Origin of the sequence: Arenicella chitinivorans (genome assembly GCF_014651515.1) — a bacterium.
Lineage (GTDB): Bacteria > Pseudomonadota > Gammaproteobacteria > Arenicellales > Arenicellaceae > Arenicella > Arenicella chitinivorans.
Genome location: NZ_BMXA01000002.1, coordinates 730763 through 756526 on the forward strand (window position 1 = coordinate 730763; position 25764 = coordinate 756526).

The 25764-nt window shown below is 51.7% G+C and carries 21 protein-coding genes; 13 read left to right on the top strand and 8 right to left on the bottom strand.

Annotated elements, in window-relative coordinates:
• The first annotated feature begins 8 nt into the window (after positions 1 to 8).
• The 3 genes from IE055_RS08505 to IE055_RS08515 all read left to right on the top strand — a co-directional run bounded on the left by IE055_RS08505 (position 9) and on the right by IE055_RS08515 (position 4384).
• On the top strand, positions 9 to 2243 hold the full coding sequence (locus tag IE055_RS08505) for a TonB-dependent receptor family protein (protein ID WP_229794205.1): 2235 nt from the start codon (positions 9 to 11) through the stop codon (positions 2241 to 2243).
• A gap of 69 nt (positions 2244 to 2312) precedes the next feature.
• Positions 2313 to 4181 carry an asparagine synthetase B family protein gene (locus tag IE055_RS08510; RefSeq protein ID WP_189399780.1) on the top strand — a complete coding sequence of 623 codons (1869 nt, stop codon included), beginning with the start codon at positions 2313 to 2315 and terminating at the stop codon, positions 4179 to 4181.
• Positions 4178 to 4384, top strand: a complete 207-nt coding sequence (locus IE055_RS08515; RefSeq protein ID WP_189399782.1) for a lasso RiPP family leader peptide-containing protein — start codon at positions 4178 to 4180, stop codon at positions 4382 to 4384. Before IE055_RS08510 ends, IE055_RS08515 begins: the two co-directional genes overlap by 4 nt.
• 173 nt (positions 4385 to 4557) lie before the next feature.
• Here IE055_RS08515 and IE055_RS08520 read toward each other — a convergent pair whose 3' ends face one another.
• Positions 4558 to 5820: a 6-phosphofructokinase gene (locus IE055_RS08520; RefSeq protein WP_189399784.1), complete on the bottom strand. Its 1263-nt coding sequence runs from the start codon at positions 5818 to 5820 to the stop codon at positions 4558 to 4560.
• Positions 5821 to 5968: 148 nt separating this feature from the next.
• Between IE055_RS08520 and IE055_RS08525 the strand changes: the two genes are divergently transcribed.
• Positions 5969 to 6289: a 2Fe-2S iron-sulfur cluster-binding protein gene (locus IE055_RS08525; protein ID WP_189399786.1), complete on the top strand. Its 321-nt coding sequence runs from the start codon at positions 5969 to 5971 to the stop codon at positions 6287 to 6289.
• 3 nt (positions 6290 to 6292) lie between these two features.
• On the top strand, positions 6293 to 7354 hold the full coding sequence (locus IE055_RS08530; RefSeq protein ID WP_189399788.1) for a metal-dependent hydrolase: 1062 nt from the start codon (positions 6293 to 6295) through the stop codon (positions 7352 to 7354).
• Here the strand turns inward: IE055_RS08530 and IE055_RS08535 are convergent.
• On the bottom strand, positions 7335 to 9155 hold the full coding sequence (locus IE055_RS08535) for an SLC13 family permease (RefSeq protein WP_189399790.1): 1821 nt from the start codon (positions 9153 to 9155) through the stop codon (positions 7335 to 7337). The genes IE055_RS08530 and IE055_RS08535 overlap by 20 nt on opposite strands.
• A gap of 203 nt (positions 9156 to 9358) precedes the next feature.
• On the opposite strand from IE055_RS08535, the gene IE055_RS08540 reads away from it, so the two are divergent.
• Complete coding sequence (locus IE055_RS08540) at positions 9359 to 11212, top strand: SLC13 family permease (RefSeq protein WP_189399792.1); 1854 nt, start codon at positions 9359 to 9361, stop codon at positions 11210 to 11212.
• Positions 11213 to 11323: 111 nt separating this feature from the next.
• Entirely contained in the window at positions 11324 to 11782 is a 459-nt protein-coding gene (locus tag IE055_RS08545) for a hypothetical protein (protein WP_189399795.1), read from the top strand.
• Between the two features lie 54 nt (positions 11783 to 11836).
• Here the strand turns inward: IE055_RS08545 and IE055_RS08550 are convergent, their stop codons facing one another.
• Together IE055_RS08550 and IE055_RS08555 are read right to left on the bottom strand one after the other, a co-directional pair.
• Positions 11837 to 12979 (bottom strand): flavodoxin/ferredoxin-dependent (E)-4-hydroxy-3-methylbut-2-enyl-diphosphate synthase, encoded by a 1143-nt coding sequence (locus IE055_RS08550; protein ID WP_189399797.1) that lies wholly within the window; start codon positions 12977 to 12979, stop codon positions 11837 to 11839.
• A gap of 69 nt (positions 12980 to 13048) precedes the next feature.
• Complete coding sequence (locus IE055_RS08555; protein WP_189399799.1) at positions 13049 to 13879, bottom strand: cytochrome C assembly family protein; 831 nt, start codon at positions 13877 to 13879, stop codon at positions 13049 to 13051.
• 88 nt (positions 13880 to 13967) lie between these two features.
• Between IE055_RS08555 and ffh the strand changes: the two genes are divergently transcribed.
• Positions 13968 to 15362, top strand: coding sequence for a signal recognition particle protein (gene ffh, locus IE055_RS08560; protein WP_189399800.1), 1395 nt, complete (start codon positions 13968 to 13970; stop codon positions 15360 to 15362).
• Positions 15363 to 15616: 254 nt separating this feature from the next.
• On the opposite strand, the gene IE055_RS08565 is transcribed toward ffh, so the two are convergent.
• Positions 15617 to 16063 carry a hypothetical protein gene (locus IE055_RS08565; RefSeq protein WP_189399802.1) on the bottom strand — a complete coding sequence of 149 codons (447 nt, stop codon included), beginning with the start codon at positions 16061 to 16063 and terminating at the stop codon, positions 15617 to 15619.
• Between the two features lie 64 nt (positions 16064 to 16127).
• Positions 16128 to 17717, bottom strand: coding sequence for a SulP family inorganic anion transporter (locus tag IE055_RS08570; RefSeq protein ID WP_189399804.1), 1590 nt, complete (start codon positions 17715 to 17717; stop codon positions 16128 to 16130).
• Between the two features lie 361 nt (positions 17718 to 18078).
• Between IE055_RS08570 and rpsP the strand changes: the two genes are divergently transcribed.
• The 4 genes from rpsP (at position 18079) to rplS (ending at position 20314) form a co-directional block, all read left to right on the top strand.
• The gene (gene rpsP, locus IE055_RS18080) at positions 18079 to 18504 is read left to right on the top strand and encodes a 30S ribosomal protein S16 (protein ID WP_373299183.1); all 426 of its coding nucleotides are present in this window, start codon (positions 18079 to 18081) and stop codon (positions 18502 to 18504) included.
• Between the two features lie 43 nt (positions 18505 to 18547).
• A complete protein-coding gene (rimM, locus tag IE055_RS08580; RefSeq protein ID WP_189399806.1) occupies positions 18548 to 19066 on the top strand; it encodes a ribosome maturation factor RimM in 519 nt (172 codons plus the stop codon).
• Positions 19067 to 19160: 94 nt separating this feature from the next.
• The gene (trmD, locus tag IE055_RS08585) at positions 19161 to 19937 is read left to right on the top strand and encodes a tRNA (guanosine(37)-N1)-methyltransferase TrmD (RefSeq protein ID WP_189399808.1); all 777 of its coding nucleotides are present in this window, start codon (positions 19161 to 19163) and stop codon (positions 19935 to 19937) included.
• 29 nt (positions 19938 to 19966) lie between these two features.
• Positions 19967 to 20314, top strand: a complete 348-nt coding sequence (gene rplS / locus IE055_RS08590; RefSeq protein ID WP_189399809.1) for a 50S ribosomal protein L19 — start codon at positions 19967 to 19969, stop codon at positions 20312 to 20314.
• 73 nt (positions 20315 to 20387) lie between these two features.
• On the opposite strand, the gene IE055_RS08595 is transcribed toward rplS, so the two are convergent.
• Together IE055_RS08595 and nadC are read right to left on the bottom strand one after the other, a co-directional pair.
• A complete protein-coding gene (locus tag IE055_RS08595) occupies positions 20388 to 22136 on the bottom strand; it encodes an amidohydrolase (RefSeq protein ID WP_189399810.1) in 1749 nt (582 codons plus the stop codon).
• A 32-nt stretch (positions 22137 to 22168) separates the two neighbouring features.
• The gene (gene nadC, locus IE055_RS08600; protein WP_189399812.1) at positions 22169 to 23029 is read right to left on the bottom strand and encodes a carboxylating nicotinate-nucleotide diphosphorylase; all 861 of its coding nucleotides are present in this window, start codon (positions 23027 to 23029) and stop codon (positions 22169 to 22171) included.
• A 150-nt stretch (positions 23030 to 23179) separates the two neighbouring features.
• On the opposite strand from nadC, the gene clpB reads away from it, so the two are divergent.
• Positions 23180 to 25759 (top strand): ATP-dependent chaperone ClpB, encoded by a 2580-nt coding sequence (clpB, locus tag IE055_RS08605; RefSeq protein ID WP_189400326.1) that lies wholly within the window; start codon positions 23180 to 23182, stop codon positions 25757 to 25759.
• Positions 25760 to 25764: the final 5 nt, after the last annotated feature.

A 25764-nucleotide genomic window follows, 5' to 3' on the forward strand; every position in this document is an offset into this window, starting at 1 on the left:
TGGATTTTATGCTGCAAACAAAGAATCTGTTCGCGCGTGCACTGTGCGTGGCGGTAACGATGGGGCAGGTCTGCGCCACCGCAATGGCGGCAGAAGCAGATGTGCCACTGGATGAAGTGCTGACAATTGGCAGTCGTGCCGATATCGACAATATCACGGGTTCGGCTCATCTAGTAGATGCCGCTGAACTTGACAAATTTGAGTACGCTGATATCCAGCGGATTACGCGCTCTATTCCCGGTGTTTCTATCCAAATCGAAGACGGATATGGTTTACGCCCCAACATCAGCATTCGTGGTGTGGCGACGGAGCGAAGTGGCCGTATCACCTTGCTAGAAGACAACGTTCTGATCGCACCAGCGCCATATTCTGCGCCGTCGGCATATTATTTTCCGACCGCCGGTCGCATGCAGGCGTTTGAAGTTGTCAAAGGCCCCGCCGCGATTACACAAGGCCCATACACCATTGGTGGCGCATTAAACATGGTGTCAACGGCAATCCCGACACAAGCGGGTGGTATGGTCATGCTCGAGTATGGCCAAGACAGCACCGCGCGTTTGTTAGCACAGTATGGCGACACGCTGGACAATGGCGTCGGATACTTGCTAGAAGTACAGCAGTGGCAGTCAGACGGTTTTCAGGTAATCGATAAATCAGACGCCGATAGCGGTTTAGATGTGACTGATTATATGGTCAAGCTGGCCTATGCCCCGGCCGATAGCCGTCACTCCGTTGAGCTGAAATTACAAAAAGCGGATCAGGACTCGAATCAGAGTTACCTGGGGCTAACCGACGTTGACTTTCGCGCCAACCCGGACCGTCGTTATAGTTTGTCTGAATTGGATAACATTGAAACCGCCCATGAGCAGGCAATTTTCCAGTACCGCTTTGAGATCTCTGAATCGCTGTCGTTAGCAGCCACTGCGTACAACAATACGCATGAACGTGATTGGTTTAAAACGGAAGGCATTGACTTGGACGGAAGTATGACGGCGCAGGATTATTCGGGCACAAGTTGGTCGAATGTGATCGGTGCGGTTAATACGGGCAGTGACCTCAACGGCGTCTCCGCAACACAATTGAATGCCATTCTAAACGGTAGTGTGGATACTGCGTTCGGCAGTATCCAGTTGCGTTCAAACGCTCGTGAGTATTACTCCCGTGGGCTGCAAACCAAACTGGACTGGAAACTGCTGGTTGGCGACGTCAGTCATGAGGTGGAAGTCGGTTTGCGTTATCACGAGGACGAGGAAGATCGACTGCAACAAAACGATACATACCAACAAATTAACGGTAAGCTGGTTCTGAATGACTTGGGTGAACTGGGTAATGCCGGCAACCGAATTCAGCAGGCGGAAGCCATTGCATTGCATGTTTACGATCGCATTGAATTTGGACAATGGACGTTAACCCCCGGGTTTCGCTACGAATCAATTGATCAGTCGCGTACACGCTTTCGTGATGGTGCGCAGCGTAGTTTCCGTGACGCACGCGAGAACCACACCTCAGTATTTTTACCGGGTTTGGGCGCGATCTATCGCTTGAATAACAATTTGTCCTTAGTGGCAGGCGTCCATAAAGGTTTTACGGCACCTAGCAATTCACCCGGCGTACGCGAAGAGGAAGCGGTTAATGCCGAGTTTGGTTTTCGCTTCAAGAACGACTCGACTGCGTTTGAAATAATTGGTTTTCAGAGTGATTACAGCAACTTGTTAGGTGAGTGCACCGCATCATCAGGCGCCGACTGTGAAATCGGCGATGCGTTTAACGGTGATGCCGCTACGGTGCGCGGGGTCGAAGTGTTCGGTTCAAAACAGTTCCTACTGTCTGATGATTTGAGCCTAAATACCCAAGTTGCGTACACTTACATCGATGGTCAATTCGATACCAGTATTGCCGATACCGATTTCTTTGGTGATGTGGATGCCGGTGACCCGATTCCTTATATTCCTGAGCATCAACTCCAGTTATCGATTTCTTTGGATGCCGCAAAGTGGCAGCTCAGTGCTAATCTCGGAAGAGTCGATGCGGTGTGCACGCGCGCAAGCTGTGGCGTCTTCGAAAAAACCGATTCCGCAACTAATTTGGACTTTGCGGCGCAGTACTATGTGCAGGATAATTTGAAGTTGTTTAGTCGAATTGAGAATGTGACCGACGAACGCGATATCCTTGGCCGTCAGCCTTACGGTGCGCGTCCAAATAAAGATCGCACCGCCTCAGTAGGAGTTGAATTACGCTTTTAAGGTTAAGCTGTTGGTGGCTGTGCCATAAAACCCTAATGCGAAGGCGCTCGTAGCTGGTAGACTCCGGTTATGAGCGCTTTTTTTTTCGCCCTGAATCGTCAGGGGCAATTAGTCGATCCATCGCGTGCTGAGCGCATGATGACGGCATTAGAAGCTTATGGGCCGGATGCCAGTCGACTAATTTGTGACACACACTTTGCGATGGGTTATCAGTCTCGCTGGGATGTGCCCGAGGAAGTAGGGGAACGTCAGCCTCTCTTTGATCACACATCTCAACAATACTTCGCTTTCCACGGGCGGATCGACAATCGTGAACGCTTGCTCAAGGAGTTGCCAGATGTAGGCGCTGAGAACACAAGTGACGCGCAGCTACTCTTTGCGTACCTGCAAGCATTTGGTGAGCACGGTATTAACGAGGTGATCGGCCCTTTTGTATTCGTCTGGTTTGATCAGCAACAGCAGCGTGTGCTGGCTGCACGCGATGCGATGGGTGGCCGTTGCTTATTTTACTATCTCGATGACGAGTTGTTTTTGATCTCCACATCTGAGGCGTGTCTAATTGCATATGGTGTTGTTCCGTTTGAATTCAATGAAGCGAAGGTCGGCCGTTTGCTCGTGGGGGAAATGGATGTGAAGCCGACGAGCGTGATTGCATCGGTCTCAGTATTGCGGCCGGGACAGTGCGCGTTAGTTGCGCCAGGAATGCACAGCCTCAAGCGTTTTTATCAGGCGCCAGATTTGAAGTTTAATGGCTGGACTGATGTTGATTATGCAGGTGAATTTCGACGCTTGCTGACACAGGCAACCCGGCGCCGTATGCGTTCCGTGGGTCGGGTCGGCACTATGTTAAGCGGTGGGTTAGACTCCGTACCGATGACAGTGTGTGCGGCTGAGGAATCGGTCGAAGGTGTTGATGCGTACTCTTGGGTGTTCGATGTGTATCCGGAAGCCGATGAGCGGCATTACTCTCAAGCCGTCTGTCGGAATTTCAACCTCACTCAACACGAGATAGTGTGTGATCATCAATGGCCCGGGTTTGATGATACGATGTTTTTGAATCCAACACTCCCGGTGGGGACGCCCTATTCCGAGTTTCAGCAAGAGACCTTTCGTCGCGCTCGGGCTCAGGGGGTACGTGTGTTACTCACCGGTATTCATGGGGATTTGTTGTATGAATCCACGCACGGGCTCTTGTACGATTTGTCTAAGCAAGGACGTTGGCGTGATGCTTGGTCCGAATTCCGGCGCCTATGGCGCGCGGTACCAGAATCATGGTTGGTGGTGAAATACTATCTTCTATTACCAATTCCCTGGGTGGCTCGCGTGTCGTCGTGGCGTAAGCGACAACGTTATAACGCGCACCCGAGTTTACAGCCAGATATCGCCAAGCAATGCGCTGCGCAACAATCGCAGTCCCACTGGTTGGCGGATGAAAGCCGAGGTAGGGCTAGACCCGAACAGTGGCAGGTGGTGATGGATCATTTTGCCGGCGAAGACATGGCTTACGGGCGCGTCATGGAAGCCAAGTTTGATATCGAGCGGCGTTATCCCTATCGCGATCGTGAGCTGTGTGAATTTATGCTCTCAGTGCCGAGTGATCAGCTTTATTTTCAGGGCGTTAAACGGCCTATTGTTAAGCGAGCCTTTCACGATACATTGCCGGATCCGATACTCGGAAGGAACAATAAGACCAGCTTTAACACGGTGATTGACGCTGGCATTCAGCGTGACTTTGAGCGGTATGACTGGTTTGATGATTCACCTCGGCAATGGCAAGGTATTGTTCGCCCAGCTTTTTTTGACGATTTGACGCCGGAAAATAGTAAAAATAACTTGCTGAGGTGGCGTTGTGCTTACTATGATTATTGGAAATCAGTGTGTTACAATCGGATGCTCTGCGAGTTGGGGCAGATTGACAACAATAACGAATCCTTATGAAAACGAAAAATAACCGGGTCTTAGATACTGGGGTAGGGGCTTTTCAGGTGGAAAAGCACACATCTAAGAAGCCGTATGAAAAGCCTGCTTTGGTCTGCTATGGCGACGTCCGAGATGTAACTCTGGGGCCGACCTTAGGTGGTGGTGAGAGCGGCTGTGAAGGTGTCTTCCGCGTAGGACCGGGCGGGTGCCCAATCCCATAAGCGTTGTTTGCGCGGCATCAACGCCTTTCTCGCTGAGCTTTGATCATGGGGTTCTGTGCGTTTACATCAACGTTGTCGCTCACCCTATTGGCTAGCCAGTCACGTTTCACGTTAATTAACTTTCACGTGCCTATTGCGTTTCTGCGCGACCATGATCCCCTGTAGCGTCGATATCAACTCAATTTGAAGTCCGGCAGTTTTTTACCTACTTTCTGTTTACGCAAGATGACGTAATTTGGTAGGCCTCGTGTGTAAGGCGGGTAATCTTCGCCTTGAATCAGCGGCGATAGGTATGCGCGTGCCGACTCTGTGATGAAAAAGCCGTCGTCGGAAATATAGTCTCTCGGTAGCTTTTCTTCGACGTTCGCGACATCTGCCAGTGGCGCATGCCCAAGGGTCCACTGGTAGGGACCGTTACTGGTTCGCACGATGGTTGGCATCACGGCATTGGCGCCCTGAACGGCAAGGTCAACCGCCGCTTTACCCAATGCATAGGCTTGTTCTACGTCCGTTTTTGAGCCAATGTGGCGGGCTGCGCGTTGCAAGTAGTCACACACCGCCCAGTGGCATTTGTGCCCCAACCCTTGTTTGATCATGTTGGTGACCACGGGTGCAACGCCGCCAAGTTGAGCGTGGCCGAAAGCGTCTTTGACACCTGAATCGGCTAGGAACCGACCGTCCGGATATTTCGCGCCTTCAGACACAACGATGCTGCAATGGCCTTTTCGTTTGACCGTTTCGTCGACTTTTTGCAAAAAATCCGTTTGATTGAATTCAATCTCCGGAAACAGAATGATATCTGGCCCTAATTCGCGTTGATCGGCAGCCAAGCCGGCTGCAGCAGCAATCCACCCAGCATGTCGGCCCATGACCTCCATCACGAACACCTTGGTTGAGGTGGAGCTCATCGAGGCAACGTCCATCGACGCTTCAAGGATTGAGACAGCGACGTACTTAGCGACTGAGCCAAAGCCTGGCGAGCAATCGGTAAACGGTAGGTCATTGTCGATTGTCTTGGGCACGCCAATACAAGTGATTGGGAAGTCCATGGACTCGGATAACTGAGATACCTTGTAAGCCGTGTCCTGAGAGTCGCCGCCGCCGTTGTAAAAAAAATAGCGGATATCATGAGCTTTGAATACCGCGATCAATCGCTCGTACTCAGCACGATGTTCTTCCAGTGACTTGAGTTTATAGCGGCATGAACCGAATGCGCCCGAGGGCGTGTACTTTAACGCCTCAATATCAGCCGGCGCTTCGAGGCTGGTATCAATCAGCTCTTCCTGTAGTGCGCCGAGAATACCATCTTGCCCGGCATACACTTTCTTGATGTGTTCAGGGTATTGTGCAGCGGTTTGAATTACACCTGCGGCAGAAGCGTTAATGACGGGTGTGACGCCGCCGGACTGGGCATAGAAAGCATTGTAAGCAGGCATAATATTTGTCTAACTGGATTTTTCAAATCAAGGTATGTTACAAAACGAAGGCCACATAGCAGCAACGACAGCGAGTATAACGCATGCTGAGCGACACAGCAGTTGCAAAAACGCTGCAGTACATGAATAAGTGAGTAAATATAAGACAATGAAACAGATAACAGTAACGGACATGCAAGGCCAGACGCGTGAAGTTGAAATTAACCCTGGCTGGAGCCTGATGGAGTTGTTGCGGGAAAACGATTACGACGAAATACTGGCTATGTGCGGAGGTGCGTGTTCCTGTGCGACCTGTCACGTGCATATACGGAACGCCGATCAGCTCAAGTTACCGCCCGTTGAAGAAGATGAAGAAATGTTGTTGATGACCACTGAGGCGTATGACGCCGAGCGCTCACGACTCTCATGTCAAATACCCATGACTGAAGCAATGGACGGCATGCAGGTGCAAATTGTGGAAATGGATTAGCTAATGGACCCGTTAACACAAGGCGTGGTCGGGATCACCGCTTCGCAGCTGGTGGCTAAGCGTAGTCAAAAAATGATTGCCGCTGGGCTCGGCTTTTGCTCCGGTATGGCAGCGGATTTAGATGTATTAATCAAGTCCGACACCGACCCATTATTGTTTCTGGAATATCACCGTCACTTCACACACGCACTGGTGTTTATTCCTGTCGGTGCACTGATCTGTGCGCTTATTTTCGCTGGCGTGTTTCGACATTGGCGACGGCGTAGCGAACTCAGTTTTGGTGCTATTTATCGGTTCTGTTTTGCCGGCTACGCGACCCACGCAGTCTTGGACGCGTGCACGACTTATGGCACCCAGTTGTTCTGGCCGTTCAGTGATGCACGTATTGCCTGGAACAGCGTGTCTGTTGTGGACCCCTTATTTACCTTGCCGCTATTGACGATCATATTGGTTGCGGTACTGCGCCGTTCCCACCATGCTGCACTATTCGCCATGGTGTATGCGCTGGGGTATCTTGGTGTCGGTGCGGTGCAGGAACATCGTGCTTTGGACGCCGCGCGTGCGCTCGCAGCAAGTCGTGGGCACGCACCGGTTCAGCTCGGTGTAAAACCGAGTTTTGGTAATCTGATCGTTTGGAAGAGTGTGTATCGGCATGGCGACAGTTATTACGTGGATGCCGTTCGGGTGCTGGCTAAGCCGGAAGTCTATGTGGGAGTCTCAGCGCCGAGACTCGATCTCAACCAACACTTTCCCTGGTTGGAGCGGGAAAGTCAGCAAGCTCTGGATGTCGCTCGCTTCGCCTGGTTTTCAAACCAGCACCTTGGGATCGACCCTCAAAACCCGAATCGGATCATTGATATACGCTACTCCTTGATCCCAAATCAGATAACCGGGATGTGGGGTATCACGTTGGATCAGAATGCGACGACGGCTTCTCATGTCGCGTGGAGTAACAGTCGTCCAGCAGGTGATGCAGCAAGGCAGCGCCTACGTGAACTATGGCAGATGATTCGAGGCGATGGCGCCCAGCCACTCGACAGCATAATTAGAAACCGTACATCATAGGGACAATCAGGCTGATCGCCACCAGCATAATAATGGTTAACGGTACGCCCGCTTTCACAAAGTCCATAAAGGTATACCCGCCTGCGTTCATCACCAATAAATTGGTTTGATAGGCCATGGGGGTAGCAAAACTCATGTTTGCACCGAACAGCACGGCCAACACAAACGCCTCGGGTGGCAGACCGAGTTGGGTTGCAATACTGATCGCAATCGGAGTGCCGATGACTGCGGCTGCATTGTTGGAGACGATGTTGGTGAGTATTGCCATCAATAACATCAAGCCGGAGAAAATGACCCGGTCAGACATGCCTGCGGTGATGCTCACAAACTCGTGCGCCACCCAGACTGTGGCTCCGGTTTGGGTCAAGGCGGTACCAAGTGCCAAGCTGGCCACAACAATCAGAATGACTTGTGCACTCAGTGCGCGCTGAATATCCTGCCATTTTAAGCAGTTGGTGAGGACCATGGCGAGTGCCCCAGCCACCGCGCTGATGGCTATTGGCACTAGGCCAAGAGCTGCCGCAAGAATCGTGAGCCCCATAATAATCACGGCTCGCCCTGCGTATTTGGTTGAGGGCAGCTCTGTTGTTGCGTCTAACACCAGAAAGTGACCGCGGTTCTTAACCTCTTCGATACTCTCGTTGGAGCCCTGGACTAACAGAATGTCCCCCAGTCGCAACGGAGTTTTTGCTATCCCTTGCGGCATGTTTTCGAGCACCTTACCTTTGCGGTGAATTGCCAATGTGACCAGTTGATACACGTCCGAAAAGTGTACCTCGTTCAGCGTGCGGTGGATCATTGGTGAGCCACGGTCAATCACCAGTTCAGCAAGGTGTTGTGAGTCTTCTGATAGCGGGTTGTCATCACTGACTTCATGCCCTTTGGAATACAGCGTTGCACCGAGTACGCGTTCATATTCTTTGAGTTGCGTTGGAGTGTCTCGCACCAGCAGTCGGTCGCCTGCACGGATTTTCGCATCGGGTAACGGAACGGTGAATGTGTTCTCCGAGCGGCGAATACCTGAGACCTGAATAGCACCTTCGGTTTTTTCAATAATCTCGGTCAGCGTCTTGCCGTCAGCGAAAGAGCCAGACTTAACATGCAGGTGCGCGGTGAAAATACGCGGTCCGCTATTCTCAAGGTTGGGGGTACGGTTAGGTAACAGTTTTGGGGCGATCAACCACAGATAAACGATGCCGATCAACCCAGCCAGCGCTGCCGGCATAAAGAAATCGAACATGCCAATTTCTTCTAACCCCATATCCGACGCTACACTTACTACCAATAGATTGGTAGAGGTGCCGATGGTCGTCGTCATGCCGCCTAACAAGGTTGCCAACCCCATGGGCATCAGGATGCCGGACGGTGAGTTTTTAGTTCGAATCGCGACATTCAGCATTATCGGTAGCAATAACACCACGATCGGCGTGTTATTCACCACGGCGCTCAATAACGCGGAGACCAGAAGCGTGATCAGTACCGATAACATAGGGCTGAACGACCACAGTTTTGCAAGGCCGCGCCCGATTGGATCCAGCGCACCAGTGCGGACCAAGGCATAGCCCGCGACCATTAATCCGCACACAGCAACCAGTGCTTCATGTGCGAACCCGGCAAAAAACATCACTGGTCGCAGCGTTTGTCCGGCGCTGTTCTGATACGGGAATACCTGAAAACTGATGGCGAGAATCACAACCACCATGAGGCTTGACGTTTCCAAGGGAATTCGTTCGCGTGTAAACAGAATAAGTGCGAAGACGGTGAGGCCGAGTGCCCACATCGCATGAGGGTCAAGCTGCATAAAGTGTCTAGTTGCTGTTAGTGAGGCTTCATTATAAGAGCAACATCGCACATGGTTTCAAGCGATAAATTTTCTTTCTGCGCTTGCATTTTCTAAAAACGTTTCCTATTCGCATCAGTGATGTAGAAGGGCACGTATGTTACGCCTGCGCTATGATAGAATACTCGGAACACTAACCAGCCAATTATCATAAAACAAACAAGATGTTAGAAGTCGCGCTGACGCCCGAAATAATAGCCGTTCTGGGAATTTTGGTTTTTGCTGTGACTCTGTTTGTTTTTGAGGTGGTGCGAGTCGATGTCGCCGCCTTGCTGGTGTTGGTTTTGCTCGGTCTATCCTCGCAGGTAGAAGCCTTTAATGGTGGATTGATTCCAACCTATCAGCTGTTTGAAGGCTTTTCGAGTAATGCGGTGATGTCAATTATCGCGGTGATGATTATCGGGGCAGGTCTCGATAAAACCGGTGTGATGGGCGTTATGGCTGCGCAAATATTAAAACGCGCGGGTAAAACTGAGTCGCGCATCATGTTCGTGCTTTCCATGTGCGTCGCTTATATTTCCAGCTTCATGCAAAACATCGGTGCGGCCGCCTTGTTCCTGCCGGTAGCCAGTCGGATCTCGCGTCGGACAGCGATCCCGTTGTCACGCTTACTGATGCCCATGGGGTTTTGCGCCATTCTTGGCGGCACCATGACCATGGTTGGGTCGAGCCCGTTAATTCTGCTTAACGATTTGATTGAAAGCGCCAATTTACATTTTCCGGACAACGCCATTCCCATGGAGCAGTTCGACTTATTCTCGGTGACCCCAGTGGGGTTTGCGCTGGTAATGAGTGGCATTACTTATTTCCTATTATTCGGCAAGAAAATCCTGCCGATGGCTGAAAAACAGACGCTAACCACCGAGAATTTGCAACACTACCGTGACGTGTACGGAATTGACGGGCGTATTTTTGAAGTCCGTGTGACCGAAGATAGTGACCTGGCAGGCTTGCGTTTGGGTGAGGTGCAGGGGCACGGACGCTCGGGTTGGATTTTGGGGATCAAGACGACAGAGTCAACGCAAATCATTCCACCTCAGGATGCACTGATTCCATCCGGCGCGTTGCTGGCCATTATGGGGGCGCGTCAGGAGATTCAAGATTATGCCGAAGCGCATCAACTGGAAATTAGCCCGTTTCTCAATGAGTTTGCAGAAGCCCTGAACCCGACTACCGCGGGGATTGCCGAAATTGTTATTCCGCCAGACTCTGATCTGATCGGCAAAACGATCTCAGAGTGTGATATTCGTAAGCGCTTTGGTATGCGTGTGTTGGCGGTATTTCGCATCGACACCGTGATTGATGATGCGTTATCGAGCCTTAAGTTGCAGGCCGGAGACACCATGGTGGTTCACAGCCGCTGGCAGGACATGATCCAGGTCGCAAAAGACAAACGCTTTGCGGTGGTGACAGACTTCCCGAAAGAGGAGTTTCGGACCAATAAACTGCGCAATGCTTCAGTGGCGTTTTTAATTGCGATTAGTTTGGTATTGTTTAGTGATCTACCGTTAGCACTGTCGCTGATGGTCGGTGCCGTCGGTATGGTGCTTGGCCGCGTTTTAGATATGGAGGAGGCCTATAATGCCGTATCTTGGCAGACTGTGTTTTTACTGGCCTGTCTGATTCCGCTTGGCCTAGCCATGCAGCAGTCTGGTGCTGCCGCGTACCTGGCATCCTTGGCGCTTACAGTGATGGATGGTTTGCCGGTCTGGGTGATCCAATTGTTTCTCGCCATCATCGCGACCGTGTTTACCTTGGTCATGTCGAATGTTGGTGCAACTGTACTGTTGGTGCCATTGGCAATTCAAATCGCGTTGGGGGTAGGTGCCAATCCCGCTGTGTTCGCACTGACTGTTGCACTGGCTACATCCAACTCCTTTCTCATTCCGACGCACCAAGTAAATGCACTGATCATGGGACCGGCCAGTTATAAGGTCGTGGATTTTATGCGTGCCGGTTTGGGCATGACTGTGTTGTTTCTGACCGTCATGCTGGTGATGTTGAACTTATTTTATTAACGCTCTGAAAAGTAACCCGTTTTGCCTTATGGCGTGTGGCAGAATTTGTTAATCTTGAGACCGGTGGCGTATGCCTAAAACCGATCAATCTGACTATAAAACCCAATTATTATGAAAAGACTTCTCGTTCTGTTTGCGCTGTTGTTTGTAGCCGCTTGTGATGACGGCGACAGTGATTCCGGAGGCATGGTAACCCCAACTCTACCGGGTACCGATGTGCCATCCACATTTGTTGGTGTTTATAGGGGTACTTTGGAGGTCACTGCTGAAGCGTTGGGCATTCGAGAAACCGACTCGTTCCCGATCACCGTGACGGTGACTGAGGATGCAAGAATTCGGTTTGATGGTGATGACCCTGACGAGACGTTTACGGTTGGTCTGAACAACGATGGGTCATTCAGTGGCAATTTGCCGATCACTGAGGACGACTGTCAGGGCACTGTGGGCGTGACCGGAACGGTCGATGGGACCACCGTATCCGGAACGGTCTCGGGTGATGGAAAATGTAATTCAGGCGGGTTGGATTTTGACGTAACCTTGAGCGGTACGTTTAACGCAACACGCTCTTAGTCCCTTGTAAACACGGCAGGCTTGGGAGTCGAAGCCTGCCGAGTGGATTGCTGGTTAGATCTGAGATTTTTGTGCAATCAGGGAATCCAGTTCGACTTTGAGTTTGTCGAGAATGGTATCGTAACCATACGCCCCCAACTTTTCCCCGCGCCGCTTTAGGTTTACTTGGCGCGGCCCACACCACAAGCCTAGGTCTGCATCGTCTGTTTCGCCTGGCCCGTTCACACGGCAACCCATTACGGCGATGGTGATTTTATGCTCTTCTGCGTACGCGGTCATCTCTTTGACATCTTGTGCCAGCTCAATGAACGCCTCGTTTTCAACGCGCGAGCAGCTTGGGCAGCTGATGATATTTAATTTGTCTGGGTCAAAGGCAACAACACTACGGACGCGTCCGGCATAAATGTCATCAATTATTTCGTGGCCTGCATCGACTTCGTCTGCTTTGATCTTATTCGGTAGTGTCAGTGACACACGCACGGTGTCGCCGATGCCGCGGCTAATCAGCTGCTCAAAGGCAATTCGAGTTTTGATGATACCCATCGGCGGCATGCCAGCCTCGGTCACACCTAAGTGTAACGGCACATCGGGGCGAGCCTCGGCAAAGCGAATATTAGCGGTAATAACTTTCTGCGGATCCGAATCTTTCAATGAAACGCAGTAACGTGTAAAGCCAATCGAGTCCAGGTATTCGCAATGTTCCAATGCCGAGTCCAACATTGGCGATACGGAGTCGCGTGGATCGTATTTTTCAAGTTTGTCCGGGTCAACGGAGCCGCAGTTAACTCCTACCCGCATTGCACAATCATTATCACCAGCGATATTGGCAAGATAACGGACTTTTTCCTGCCAGGTTTTTGCGCGCTCGTGATGAAACAGGTGTCCAGGGTTGTAGCGGATCTTGTCCACATGCGGGGCAACCAATTCTGCCATTCGGTAATTTTCTTGCAGGTCAACCGACAGGATCGCGTCGGTTTCTTTACGAATTTCAGCCAGTGCTCTGGCATCGGCTTTGTTGTCTACAGCAATGCGGACAACACCGGCTTTGCGCGCGTGCAACGCATTGGTTTGTTCGACCGTCGCAGCAATGTCTTGTGTGCGCGTGGCGCACATGCTTTGTACTAGAATCGGATGGTGGTTGCCAATAAAGCGTTTTCCGATGGCAACTTCGCGTGTCGGATTGCGTTTGATCTTCACGAGATATCTATTCTTAAGGTTGACGATAGTAGACGCGTCACGGGGCTGCCCAGCGACGCCGGCGCTAGTTTACTGCACGCTTAGGCTTTCTGACACGATTTTAGTACCGAAATAACCTAATTGTATTAAAAGGAAGCCACCAACGGTCCATAGTACCGCTTGTGAACCACGCATGCCGTGGCGAACTCGACGGTACAGTAGTGTCGCAAATACCAACCATCCGAGCATCGCCAGAATGGTATGGTGCTTGAAGATGAATGGATTGCCAAAAATTTGTTGGCTGAATATAGCGCCGCTCGCCAGGGTGAGGGTGAGTAACACGAAACCCATCCCGGCTAAGCGAAACAGTAAGACTTCCATAGTTTGCAATGGCGGCAAGGCCATTAACATGCGAGGGCTGGCGCGGTGTTTGATCTGACGCTCTTGATAACTGTACAGCAGTGCTTGTACCGCAGCCAGTGCCAGCATGGCGTAAGCACAGATCGACACCAGTAGGTGGAGTCGAAAGGTGGTGCTGGTGTTGCGCATAATCAGCGGTGCATCGTCCCACAGCAGGGTGAATAGCAACGAGGCAATGGTCAGCGGGAACACTAAGACACCTAGGCGTCGGATCGGTAAGGCCGTGCTACCCAGTAAAAAAATGCCGACCACCACAGCGCTGACCACGGTGGTCATGCTATGGAGCCCAAAATTGAACGCGGTACCAGTTTGACTCAATTGCCAAGCGGCAGCGATGTGCAGTAAACAGGCTAGGGTGCCAAACGCGAATGCCGCCCGGATGTAGGTTTTTCTTGGTGGTGCGTTGTTACCGGACACGGTGTTGCGAATGTGCATCACAATGAGCAGGGTGGCGACCAGATACAACGCCATTGCGACACTTATTTGCAATGTTATGGGCATATCGCTGCGTAAAACTCGGTTGTTAGGGTGAGATTTTGAATCAGTGCGAGTAGAATATCACACCTGTTTCTGAAGCCAATGAATAACTATGTTTGAACAACTCGGTGATCGTTTACAAGGTACGCTCAAAAAATTACGCGGCCAAGCCCGACTGACGGAAGAAAATATTTCTGATGCCATGCGCGAAGTCCGAATCGCGTTACTCGAAGCGGATGTCTCCCTGCCGGTGGTAAAGTCTTTTATCGGCAAGGTTAAAGCAAAAGCCATTGGTACAGATGTATCCAAGAGTCTGAATCCTGGCCAGATGGTTATCAAGATCGTTCAGGATGAGCTGGTCGAATTAATGGGTGCCGCCAATGACGCACTGAATTTGGCACAAACGCCACCGGCGGTAATTCTGGTTGCGGGTCTGCAAGGTGCGGGTAAGACCACCACGGTCGGTAAACTGGCGAATTTACTCAAACACAGAGAAGGGAAACGTGTCATGGTGGTGAGCGCGGACGTGTACCGTCCCGCTGCGATCCTGCAGCTGAAAACCTTGGCCGAATCGATCGACGTGACCTATCACCCGAGTTCGGCTGACCAGAATCCAGTTGATATCGTCAATGGCGCCAAGTTAGCGGCAAAAAATGCGGTCATGGATGTGTTGATCGTGGATACTGCGGGTCGACTGCACGTCGACCAGCAGTTGATGCAGGAGATCAAGGCCGTCCACGCAGCAGCGAATCCGGTCGAAACCCTCTTTGTGGTTGACAGCATGACGGGCCAGGATGCGGTGGTGTCAGCCAAAGCGTTCGATGAAGCCTTACCGTTGACGGGTGTCATCTTAACCAAAACCGATGGCGACGCGCGTGGTGGTGCAGCGCTGTCGATCCGAGAGGTTACCGGCAAGCCGATTAAGTTTTTGGGTATCGGCGAAAAAATAGACGGCATCGAAGCCTTCCACCCTGATCGTATCGCATCGCGCATTCTCGGAATGGGCGATGTGATGACCTTGATCGAAGAGGCTGAGCAAAAAGTTGACAAAGAAAAGGCTGAAAAGCTGGTCAAAAAGCTCAAGAAAGGCAAAGGCTTCGATCTGGAAGACTATCGTGACCAGGTTGCACAAATGAATAACATGGGTGGCATTGAAAGCCTGATGGGCAAGCTGCCTGGCATGGGTAATTTAAATCTGCCAGCCGGTGCCATGGGGGGCGTGATGGGCGATATGAATAAAAGTGTCGCCATTATCAATTCGATGACACCGAAAGAGCGTCAGTTTCCAGCGCTCATCAAGGGCAGTCGCAAAAAGCGTATAGCGTTAGGCTCAGGTACTCAGATCCAGGACGTCAATAAAACGCTGAAGCAATTTACGCAGATGCAGAAAATGATGAAGAAGATGGGCAGTAAAGGCAAGATGATGAAAATGATGCGAGGCATGGGGGGGATGCCTGGTATGGGGGGTAAATTCCCTCCGGGCGGCGGTGGCGGGATGCCGTTTTAGGACGCAAATTATGCGTGCAACGCTTGATGTGTTGGGTTTTCGGACTCAACGCTAATAAGCGTTGCCGGAAAGGGCAGGGGCCGGCTGGGCTTCCATTCCCGACCGACCCCATTAGCTGCGGCTAGTAACAGCGAGTCAACGTCTCTGTTGTGGTGCTTCATCCTGAAGCCTCGCTGTTGACGTAATAATAGGCAAGGCTTGTCGTATGCGCCTCACCCGGTCGGGTGAAATTCAGAATTGTGCTCGAAAATACACTATGCAGTCTGCCGTTTCTTGGGGTCGCTGCTGAGTACAAAGATCAGAAAACAACTGATCCACACTCCGCAGGCCATATAAAACAGGGCGCCACCGTCGGTGTCACCTGCGGCGTTTATGGTGCGATCAATGCCAAGTGGTGTCCCAAGGTGAAAGAAGATCGCACCTGAGATCACAACCAGTCCGATTAAAGCACCCAGTCGGCGCGTTGTCGGGAAGACCAGCAAGCCACTGGCAATCAGTTCTACGCCACCAACTGCGTAGCCACCAAAATTTGCAAACATAGGGGCAATCACGCCTAAGCCGATGTCGTGCATCCATGCTGCGATCGTAGTGAAGATGATCGTAGTTTGTTCTGATCCAGCAAACTTAAAGACCAGCGACTGAACGAATACGAAGACGACGTATCCAATGAGAAGGTAGGTAAGCCCTTTTTTTAACGTCATGATGAAGCCTGCGTTGGTTAACAACAGGCCTCATCATAAACGATGTACTTAGGCGTATGCTGGATTAATTAACCATGGGCTCGTCGCCCCAGTCAGCATCTTCAATGGCCACAAAGTAATCGGGGTCTTCAACCACATTGACTTCCACCATGTCACCGGCTTTTTTCAACAGTTTCTTACATTCGCGGCTGAGATGGATTAAATGCAAGGTGCGATTGTTCTTTTTGTAGCGCATGGCGAGGGCGTCGATCGCTTCAATGCCGGAGTGATCGACCACGCGTGAATCCGCGAAATCGATGATCACATCCGTATTGTCATCACGCGGAGTAAACTGCTCCGAAAAGCTCGCGGTGGACCCAAAGAATAGCGGGCCGTGTACAGTGTAATAGTGAGAGCCGTAGCGATTTTCGCGTTTTTCAACGCGAACTTCCTTGGCATGATTCCAAGCAAACACCAGCGCAGAAATAATCACACCAACAATCACTGCAACGGCCAAATCGGTGAAGACCGTGACCGCAGACACGGTGATCAAAACAAAGGCATCTTGACGTGGTACCCGCCGAATAATGCGAAAACTACTCCATTCAAAGGTGCCAATAACCACGATAAACATCACGCCAACCAAGGCAGCAATCGGTATCTGCTCAATGAGCGACGAAGCAAATAGGATAAACGCTAAAAGCGAAATCGCCGCCGTGATACCGGACAAGCGTCCTCGGCCTCCGGAGTTTACGTTGATCATGCTTTGTCCAATCATGGCACAGCCACCCATACCGCCAAACAGGCCGGTGAGTGTATTCGCCAGACCTTGACCGAGACACTCACGGTTTCCGTTGCCGCGAGTTTCCGTAATCTCATCGATCAGGCGCAGTGTCAGCAATGATTCGATTAGGCCAATGGCGGCCAAGACCACCGCGTAGGGCAAGATGATCGTTAAGGTTTCAAAGCTAAATGGAACGCTCGGTATGTGGAAACTCGGGAAGCCACCGGCGATCGAAGCGATGTCTCCGACCACTTTGGTGTCAACCTGGAGCCCAACCACCAATAGAGAAACCACCAAAATTGCTACCAGAGACGATGGGATTGCGGTCGTCAGCTTCGGTAGAAAGTGAATGATCGACATGGTCAGCGCAATCAATCCCAGCATGACAGTAAGTTGGGCTGATGGCAGCCAAGCAACGTCGAGAATACTACCTTCGAGGAAGGTCCCAGCCGCCCAGCCAGTGCCACCGGGTTCGCCAAACTGTGATAATTGTGCCAAAAAGATGACAATCGCAAGTCCGTTGACAAAACCCAGCATCACCGGGTGTGGGACAAGGCGAATAAATCGTGCGATCCGCAGCACACCAGCCAGTAATTGGATTAGACCAGTCAATACCACGGCGGCAAAGAGGTACTCAACGCCGTGATCCGCAACCAGGGCCACCATGACGACTGCCATTGCGCCGGTCGCACCGGAAATCATGCCCGGTCGGCCCCCAAAGATTGAGGTGATTAAGCCAACCATAAACGCCGCGTATAAGCCGACCAAGGGTTCGACACCAGCGATCAAAGCAAAGGCGACTGCCTCAGGAACCAGAGCCAAAGCCACGGTGAGGCCCGACAAAACGTCGTTTTTCATGCTGCTTCTTAATGCAGCGGAGTTTTCAAACATGGGAAAGTCCGGATGAATTTCGGGAGTAGCGGCTTAACCGCCTGATGGCCGCGAATTTTATTGGCCAGCCCCCATGAACACAAGCGCCTGACGCATATTTAGGTGCTTTTTGTATTATTTTCAGTCTGTTATAGTCGCACTGCGGCGAGAATGGCGTTAAAAACGGGCTTTGACTGATAAATTTACCGATTTTGCTGCAAAGCCCTTTTCTTTCCTTGCTTTAAGGGCTAAAATCGCGCGCCTTGTCAGGGTTAACCCGGTGTTAATCCTGCTCAATCGAAAAGTTTAACATTTGCTGGCTGAACTCTGGATGCGTCCGGTTGGTCGGCGAGCATTTATAAAGACAAAAGAGCATTTAATTATGGTAACAATTCGTTTAGCACGTGGCGGCGCCAAAAAACGTCCATTTTACGGCATTATGGTTGCTGACTCACGTCGTTCACCACGCGGCCGTTTTATCGAGCGTGTTGGTTTCTTTAACCCGCGTGCCGTCGGTGGCGAAGAGCGTTTGCGTATCGACACTGAGCGTGTTGAGTACTGGGTTGGTAAAGGCGCGCAGCCTTCTGATCGTGTTGCAAGTCTGCTGAAAGAGTTCAGCAAAGGGCCTGAGGCGATCGAAGCTGAAAAAGCCAAACTTGCCGCCGCTGCCGAAGCGAAAAAAGCGGCTTCTGAGGCTGCGGAGGCGAAAGCTGTAAAAGTCGCCGCTGAAGCGGAAGCAGAAGCGAAAAAAGCAGCCGAAGCTGCTGATGCCGCTACAGAAGAAACTGCGGAAGATTCTGCAGAGTAATTCGACGGCTGTTCGCAGTCTTTGCATCTCGGTTTTCTTCTAGATGTATGTCGAACTAGGCAAGGTCGTCGGCGTTTGGGGCGTTAAAGGGTGGATTAAACTTCACTCATACACTCGACACCGTGCTGACATTGCTCATTACAAAACTTGGTATTTGCAACCGCCGCGACAAGGTGGTGACCCCGAAGCGATTGAGATACGTCAGTGTCGCGAACAAGGTCAGGGTATCGTAGCGCAGCTTGAAGGCATTACCGATCGCGACCAGGCAATGAGTCTGAACGGGTACAAAATATTTGTGCATCAACGTGATTTGCCTGAATTGCCCGCCGGCGAGTTTTACTGGCACCAGTTGGTTGGACTCCAAGTACGTAATAGCGATGGTGACATTGGAGCGATCGACTCAATTTTAGAGACCGGCGCTAACGATGTGCTGGTGTGTAAAAATAGCCAGTCGGGTCAACCCGATGTATTGATCCCGTACATCGATCAGGTGGTGTTGGGCGTCGACTTAGATGCCGGAACCATGACGGTGGACTGGGATCCCAGTTATTTACTGGAGTAAGAGATTTGCCGGAGTAAGCTCCCGGATAATGAGATTCGTGCTGGTCAGCGAAAGCTGGTGAGGCGATGTTTTTTAATCGGAAAGGTGGATAAAAGTGGATTGTCACGTTATATCGATTTTTCCTGAAATGTTCAGCGTATTAACTGAGCAGGGTGTGATTGGGCGAGCGATTCAACAACGCGTGTTGTCGCTAACCGTACACAACCCCAGAGACTACGCTGACGATCGGCACCGCACGGTCGATGACCGGCCTTATGGCGGCGGCCCCGGCATGGTGATGAAACCAGAGCCGATGTGTCGTGTGCTGGATGCGGCTAAACACGCTGCCAGGCCCGGTGCCAAGGTGATTTACCTGAGTCCGCAAGGGCGGCGGTTTGACCACCAGGCCGCGACCGAGTTTGCGCAGACTGACTCGCTGATATTTTTAGCGGGTCGGTACGAAGGCGTCGACGAACGCGTGCTGGCGTTGTACGTCGATGAAGAATGGTCGATCGGCGACTTTGTATTATCGGGCGGTGAACTACCCGCCATGGTGATGATTGACGCCATTGCGCGACTATTACCAGACAGTTTGGGTAATGCGGAATCGGCCGTACAGGACTCATTTGTGAATGGTCTGTTGGACTGCCCGCATTATACAAAGCCGAGATTGTTTGAACCTGAACACGGGTCGGACTCGGCAATGAGTGTCCCTGATGTATTGCTTAGCGGCGATCATCAAGCCATCGAACGATGGCGAATGCAGCAGGCTTTGGGGCGTACTTGGTTACGTCGCCCGGAACTGCTGGAAGAATTAGAGCTGACAGATGAGCAACACCGTTTGTTGGATGAATTTAAGCGTAATTTAGACGATACTTCCTTTGAGCAATAACGCGTCAAACAGTATCGCCGGAGACGAAGATGACTAACATTATTGATGAGATCAACAGCGAACAGCTGAACCCAAATATCCCTGAGTTTGGCCCAGGTGATACGGTTGTGGTTCAAGTGAAAATTAAAGAAGGCAACCGTGAGCGTCTGCAGGCGTATGAAGGTGTGGTGATTGCCAAGCGTAATCGTGGTCTGCACTCAGCTTTTACAGTACGAAAAATTTCTTACGGCGAAGGCGTTGAGCGTGTATTCCAAACACATAGCCCGATGATCGACTCAGTGACGGTAAAACGTCGTGGTGCAGTACGCCGCGCCAAGTTGTACTACTTGCGTGAGCGCACCGGTCGTGCTGCGCGCATTAAAGAGAAACTCAACTAAGATTTTCTCGCATAATTTTAAAAAGCCCGCATGGTGTCTACCCTGCGGGCTTTTTTTATGCGATTGTCGATGTCTACTCCGTACTCAGGTTTGTGGCGCGTGGATACTTGATTCCATCAATCACCACGCCCCAGACTTCAATTTCACTCCATTCTTTTGCGTTACGTTGCAGCGGGTCTTCGCCCAAGATAGTGAAATCCGCCCGTTTACCGATCTCGATTGAGCCGATTTCGGCTTCTTTGCCCAATGCCCACGCTGCATCAATCGTGATTGCTTGTAATGCCGCGTAGGGCGTCAATGCTTCTGATGCGTTCGAGATGTGTCCTGCACGCGTTTCACGCGTGGTATGTACGGCGGCTGCCCGCAAAGGAGAAGGCGGTGCAAGCGGGGCATCGGAATGCAGTGTGGTTGGTATCCCACTGCGTTTGAGTGACGCCAAAGGGGTAATATGGGTGGTACGCTCGCCCAAGGCGGTTTGATAGCTGTCCCCCATGTAATAAACGTAATGGCTTGCTGCCGACACACCGCCATCGAGCGTTTGAAGGCGTTCAATTTGTGTCGGCAACACCAACCCTGCGTGTTCAATCACAAACCGGTTTGAGACAGAGGGGTTATTTGCGCGTACCGAGGTCATCGCATTCAGGGTAGCGGTTTGCGCAGCGTCGCCATTGGAATGAATTCGGATCCCAAAACCGGCATCCCAAAAGGGTTGAATCTCCTCCGCCAACATGGGTTCCGGTGTCACCCAGAGTCCGAGCTGGTGTTCTGTGTTCGCTGCTAGGTAACCAGGAGGATCGAGGCGCATGGTCTGAGAGTAAAACGCACCGTCTGTGAAAAATTTTATTTGTCGCAACACCTGTGGTTTTCCACGGTCGGGTTCTTCTTCAGCGAGTGCCGCAACTGCGGTCACCGTGTCATCCCCGTAGACTTGTTGAAAGGCACGAAATTCCGGCACCAGGTAGAGACGGTACGGATCGTCGTCAGTGTACTCAAGCAGATAGTAAAGATCTTCAAGCCGACGCCCAAACAAGCCATAACCCAGCTCCGCTACGGTGGTCACACCACCATCGGCCAGCAGCCGCTCAAAACCATTAAATCCACGACGAACATTGCCGGGTGTGAGTAGTTGGAACGCGAGTTTCTCAAACAGGTATTTTGGTGCGTCCTCGTAAAGCCGGCCCGTGAGTTCGCCATTCGAGTCCAGCTCCACACCGACATAGCGTGCGCTCAGGTTCGCATCTACCTTAGCCCATTCCAGCGCGGCGGAATTGAGGTAGAAGTCATGTGCGGAATAGTGCCAGAGCAGGATGGGGCGTTGGGACGATACGGTGTCCAGGTCATGACGCGTTATCTCACCGTGAATCAAGTTATGGTAGCCATACGTGATGAGAGGTGTGTTTTTATTGCTTAACTGGGCGTCGAGCTCCTTAAGACGGGCCAGTAGCGCTGATTTGTCTGCCAGGCCTTTCACGATACCCTGTGGCGTCTGCATATCCCAGGGTGGGGTAAATGGGCGTGAATAAATCAACGCGCCCAATAGCATGTGGACATGCGGGTCGATGAACCCAGGGTAAATTATGTGTTGCGCAAAACTGTCGTCAAGTTGTGCCTGTGGTTTTACTGCGCGTAAGTCGGCAACCGAGCCAACTCCAGTGATCAGGCCGTCTTCTACCAGTACCGCCGTAGCTTCAGATCGTGAGGCGTCCATCGTCACGATGCGTTTAGCGGGATAAATGATGCTGTCGGGTTGTGATGGACCGCATGCGGTGAGCAGTCCGCAGAACAACAACAGAATCAAGCCGTGCAGTGTTCGGAGTCGCACGGCGACAACGCTAAAGTGAGTACCTGAATACCTCAACGGTAATCAAATAACATAGACAAATCTAATGCGCGGACGTGTTTGGTGATCGAGCCCGAGGAGATGTAATCCACGCCAGTCTCTGCAATCTTGGCGATCGTATCCAGTGTGACCCCGCCTGAGGCTTCCAGGTCAGCCTGATCGCCAGTCAATGCCACAGCTTCACGCATGTCGTCCAAGGTGAAGTCGTCCAGCATAATGCGTTTAGCACCAGCGTGCAGTCCGCGTTCCAGCTCTTCTATGGTTTCGACTTCAAGCTCCACCAGCGTGCCTGAAGGCATTGAAGCGATGGCATCGGCAACGATGCGCTCCAGGCTTTTACCACTGCGCAGGTGGTTCTCTTTGATGATAATGCCATCGTACAACCCCATTCGGTGATTGACACCGCCGCCGCAGAGCACGGCGTATTTTTGTGCTTCTCGCATCATTGGCAGCGTTTTGCGCGTATCCAATAGTCGCGCTTTAGTGTGCGCGATGGCGTCCGCGTATTGACGCGTAATGGTTGCCGTTCCAGACAAGGTTTGCAGGATATTCAATGCGGTGCGTTCGCCAGACAAAATAGGGTGCGCGAAGCCTTCGAACCGGCACAAAGTTTGATTCGGTTCGACTTGATCACCGTCTTGTACTTTCCAGTCGATTTCGATTTTGGTTTTATGGCGTTTGCCAACCTTTCGAAACACTTCATCAACCCAGGCGGTGCCGCACACGACGCCCAGCTCACGGGTAATGATTTTGCCATCAATCTCGCTTTTCTTCGGCGTAAGACGCGCAGTCAAATCACCGCTGCCGATGTCCTCTTGGAGCGCGTATTTGACCAATCGTTTGATAACTTTTCGGTCCGGAAGAGGGTGTGACATGAAGGAGGCCTCGTTGCAGAAATAGGTGACTTTTACCTTGTCAGAATAACAGAAACCGACTGCAAGAAAAAATGGCGCAGCTTGTTTTTCAACGAATCCCCCCCAAATTAATGGTAGAAAAATTTTACCTAATCGAGGTGTCCCATGAGAATGGATAAACTAACTTCAAAGTTCCAGCTTGCGTTGGCTGACGCGCAAAGTCTGGCGGTGGGGAAAGACCACCAATTCATCGAGCCGGTCCACGTGCTGGCGGCGATGTTTCAGCAAGATGGCGGCAGTGTTCGACCGTTGTTGGCGCGCGTCGGTGTGCAAGATCGTGCCCTGAGTGATTTATTGAATAAAGCCTTGGCTGATCTGCCACAAGTACAAGGGCAGGCTGGTGAGGTACATTTGTCTCAGCAAACAGCGCGCATCATCAATGTCGCCGATAAGCTGGCTCAGGAGCGAGGTGACTCGTTTATCTCCAGTGATTTGTTTTTGCTCGCACTGATTCGCGACAAAGACAAAGCCGGCGTGCTGCTGCGCGAAGCTGGTGCCACCAAAGAAGCGCTAGAGAAAGCCGTGAACGACGTCCGCGGTGGTGCCAACGTTGACGACGCCAATGCGGAAGACACACTGCAAGCGCTGGAAAAATACACCATTGACATGACTGAGCGCGCTGAGCGCGGCAAATTGGACCCGGTGATCGGACGTGATGACGAGATTCGTCGCACAATTCAGGTATTGCAACGTCGTACCAAAAACAATCCGGTACTGATTGGTGAGCCCGGGGTTGGTAAAACCGCGATCGTTGAAGGCCTGGCGCAACGGATTATCAATGGCGAGGTGCCTGAAGGGATCAAAAACAAGCGTTTGCTGGCTTTGGATTTGGGTGCCCTGATCGCTGGCGCGAAGTTTCGTGGTGAGTTCGAAGAGCGCTTAAAGGCGGTGCTTAAGGACTTGTCCAAACAGGAAGGCCAGGTCATTCTGTTTATTGATGAATTGCACACCATGGTTGGTGCCGGTAAGGCCGAAGGCGCAATGGACGCCGGTAACATGCTTAAGCCAGCCCTCGCTCGCGGTGAATTGCACTGCGTCGGCGCGACCACCTTAGACGAATATCGCCAATACATTGAAAAAGACGCAGCGCTGGAACGTCGATTCCAGAAGATCGTGGTGGACGAGCCATCGGTGGAAGACACCATTGCGATTCTGCGTGGATTGAAGGAAAAATACGAAGTCCATCACGGTGTCGACATCACCGATCCGGCCATTGTGTCGGCAGCAACGTTGTCGCATCGTTACATCACCGACCGTAACTTACCAGACAAGGCCATTGATTTGATCGATGAGGCGGCGAGTCGCATTCGTATGGAAATTGACTCCAAACCGGAAGCAATGGATAAACTCGAACGGCAAATCATTCGTCGCAAGATCGAGCGTGAAGCACTGAGCAAAGAAAGCGACGAGGCCTCGAAAAAACGTTTGAAGGATTTGCAGGCCGAAATCGATGAGCTGGAAAAAGAGTTCGGCGAGTTGAACGAAATTTGGATGGCTGAGAAATCCGCCGTGCATGGTGCGCAGCACATTAAGGAAGAGCTAGAAGCCGCTCGACTGGAGATGGACGTCGCACAGCGTGCCGGTAACTTGGCCAAGATGTCGGAGTTGCAGTATGCGGTGATCCCGGAATTGGAAGCGCAGCTTGCTAAGGCACAAAGTAACGAAAACAACGGTAAGCCCAACCAGCTTCTGCGCAGCAATGTGACTGATGAGGAAATCGCCGAGGTGGTCGCCAGTTGGACCGGTATTCCGGTGGCGAAGATGCTGCAAGGCGAACGTGAGAAGCTGCTGACGATTGAAAACAAGCTACATCAGCGTGTTATTGGTCAGGATCAAGCCATCACGGCTGTGGCGGATGCGCTGCGTCGTTCCCGTGCAGGCCTGTCTGACCCGAATCGACCGTCTGGATCATTCCTGTTCTTAGGCCCCACTGGGGTCGGTAAAACAGAACTGACCAAGGCGCTGGCTGAGTTCATGTTTGACACCGATGACGCCATGGTACGTATCGATATGTCGGAATTTATGGAGAAGCACTCCGTGGCAAGGCTGATCGGCGCACCGCCAGGCTACGTTGGCTATGAGGAGGGCGGCTATTTGACCGAAGCGGTGCGGCGCAAACCGTACTCTGTGATCCTGTTGGACGAAGTCGAAAAAGCGCATCCTGATGTGTTCAATATTCTGCTGCAAGTGCTGGATGACGGACGTTTAACGGATGGACAAGGCCGCACAGTTGATTTCAAAAACTGCGTCATTGTGATGACGTCCAATCTTGGTTCTCAACGTGTGCACGAACACGATGGCGACTACGAGTCGATGAAAGCCGAGGTGATGGAAAGCGTCCGCGCGCATTTCCGCCCCGAGTTCATCAACCGAGTAGACGACATCGTGGTATTTCACAGCTTGGATCAGGCCCACGTGCGTGCCATCTCGACGATTCAGGTCGACATTTTGCGCAGCCGCTTGGCCCAGCAAAACGTCAAACTGGATATCTCAGACGCCGCACTCGACCTAGTCGGGCAAGCCGGGTTTGATCCGGTCTACGGCGCGCGACCACTTAAGCGCAGTATTCAAACGCTAATCGAAAATCCGCTGGCACAACGCCTACTGGGCGGAGAATTCGGACCCGGTGATGTCGTGCATATCGGTGTCAAAGACGATGAGCTGGTGTTTCAGAAAGCGGTCGAGCACTAGTCGAA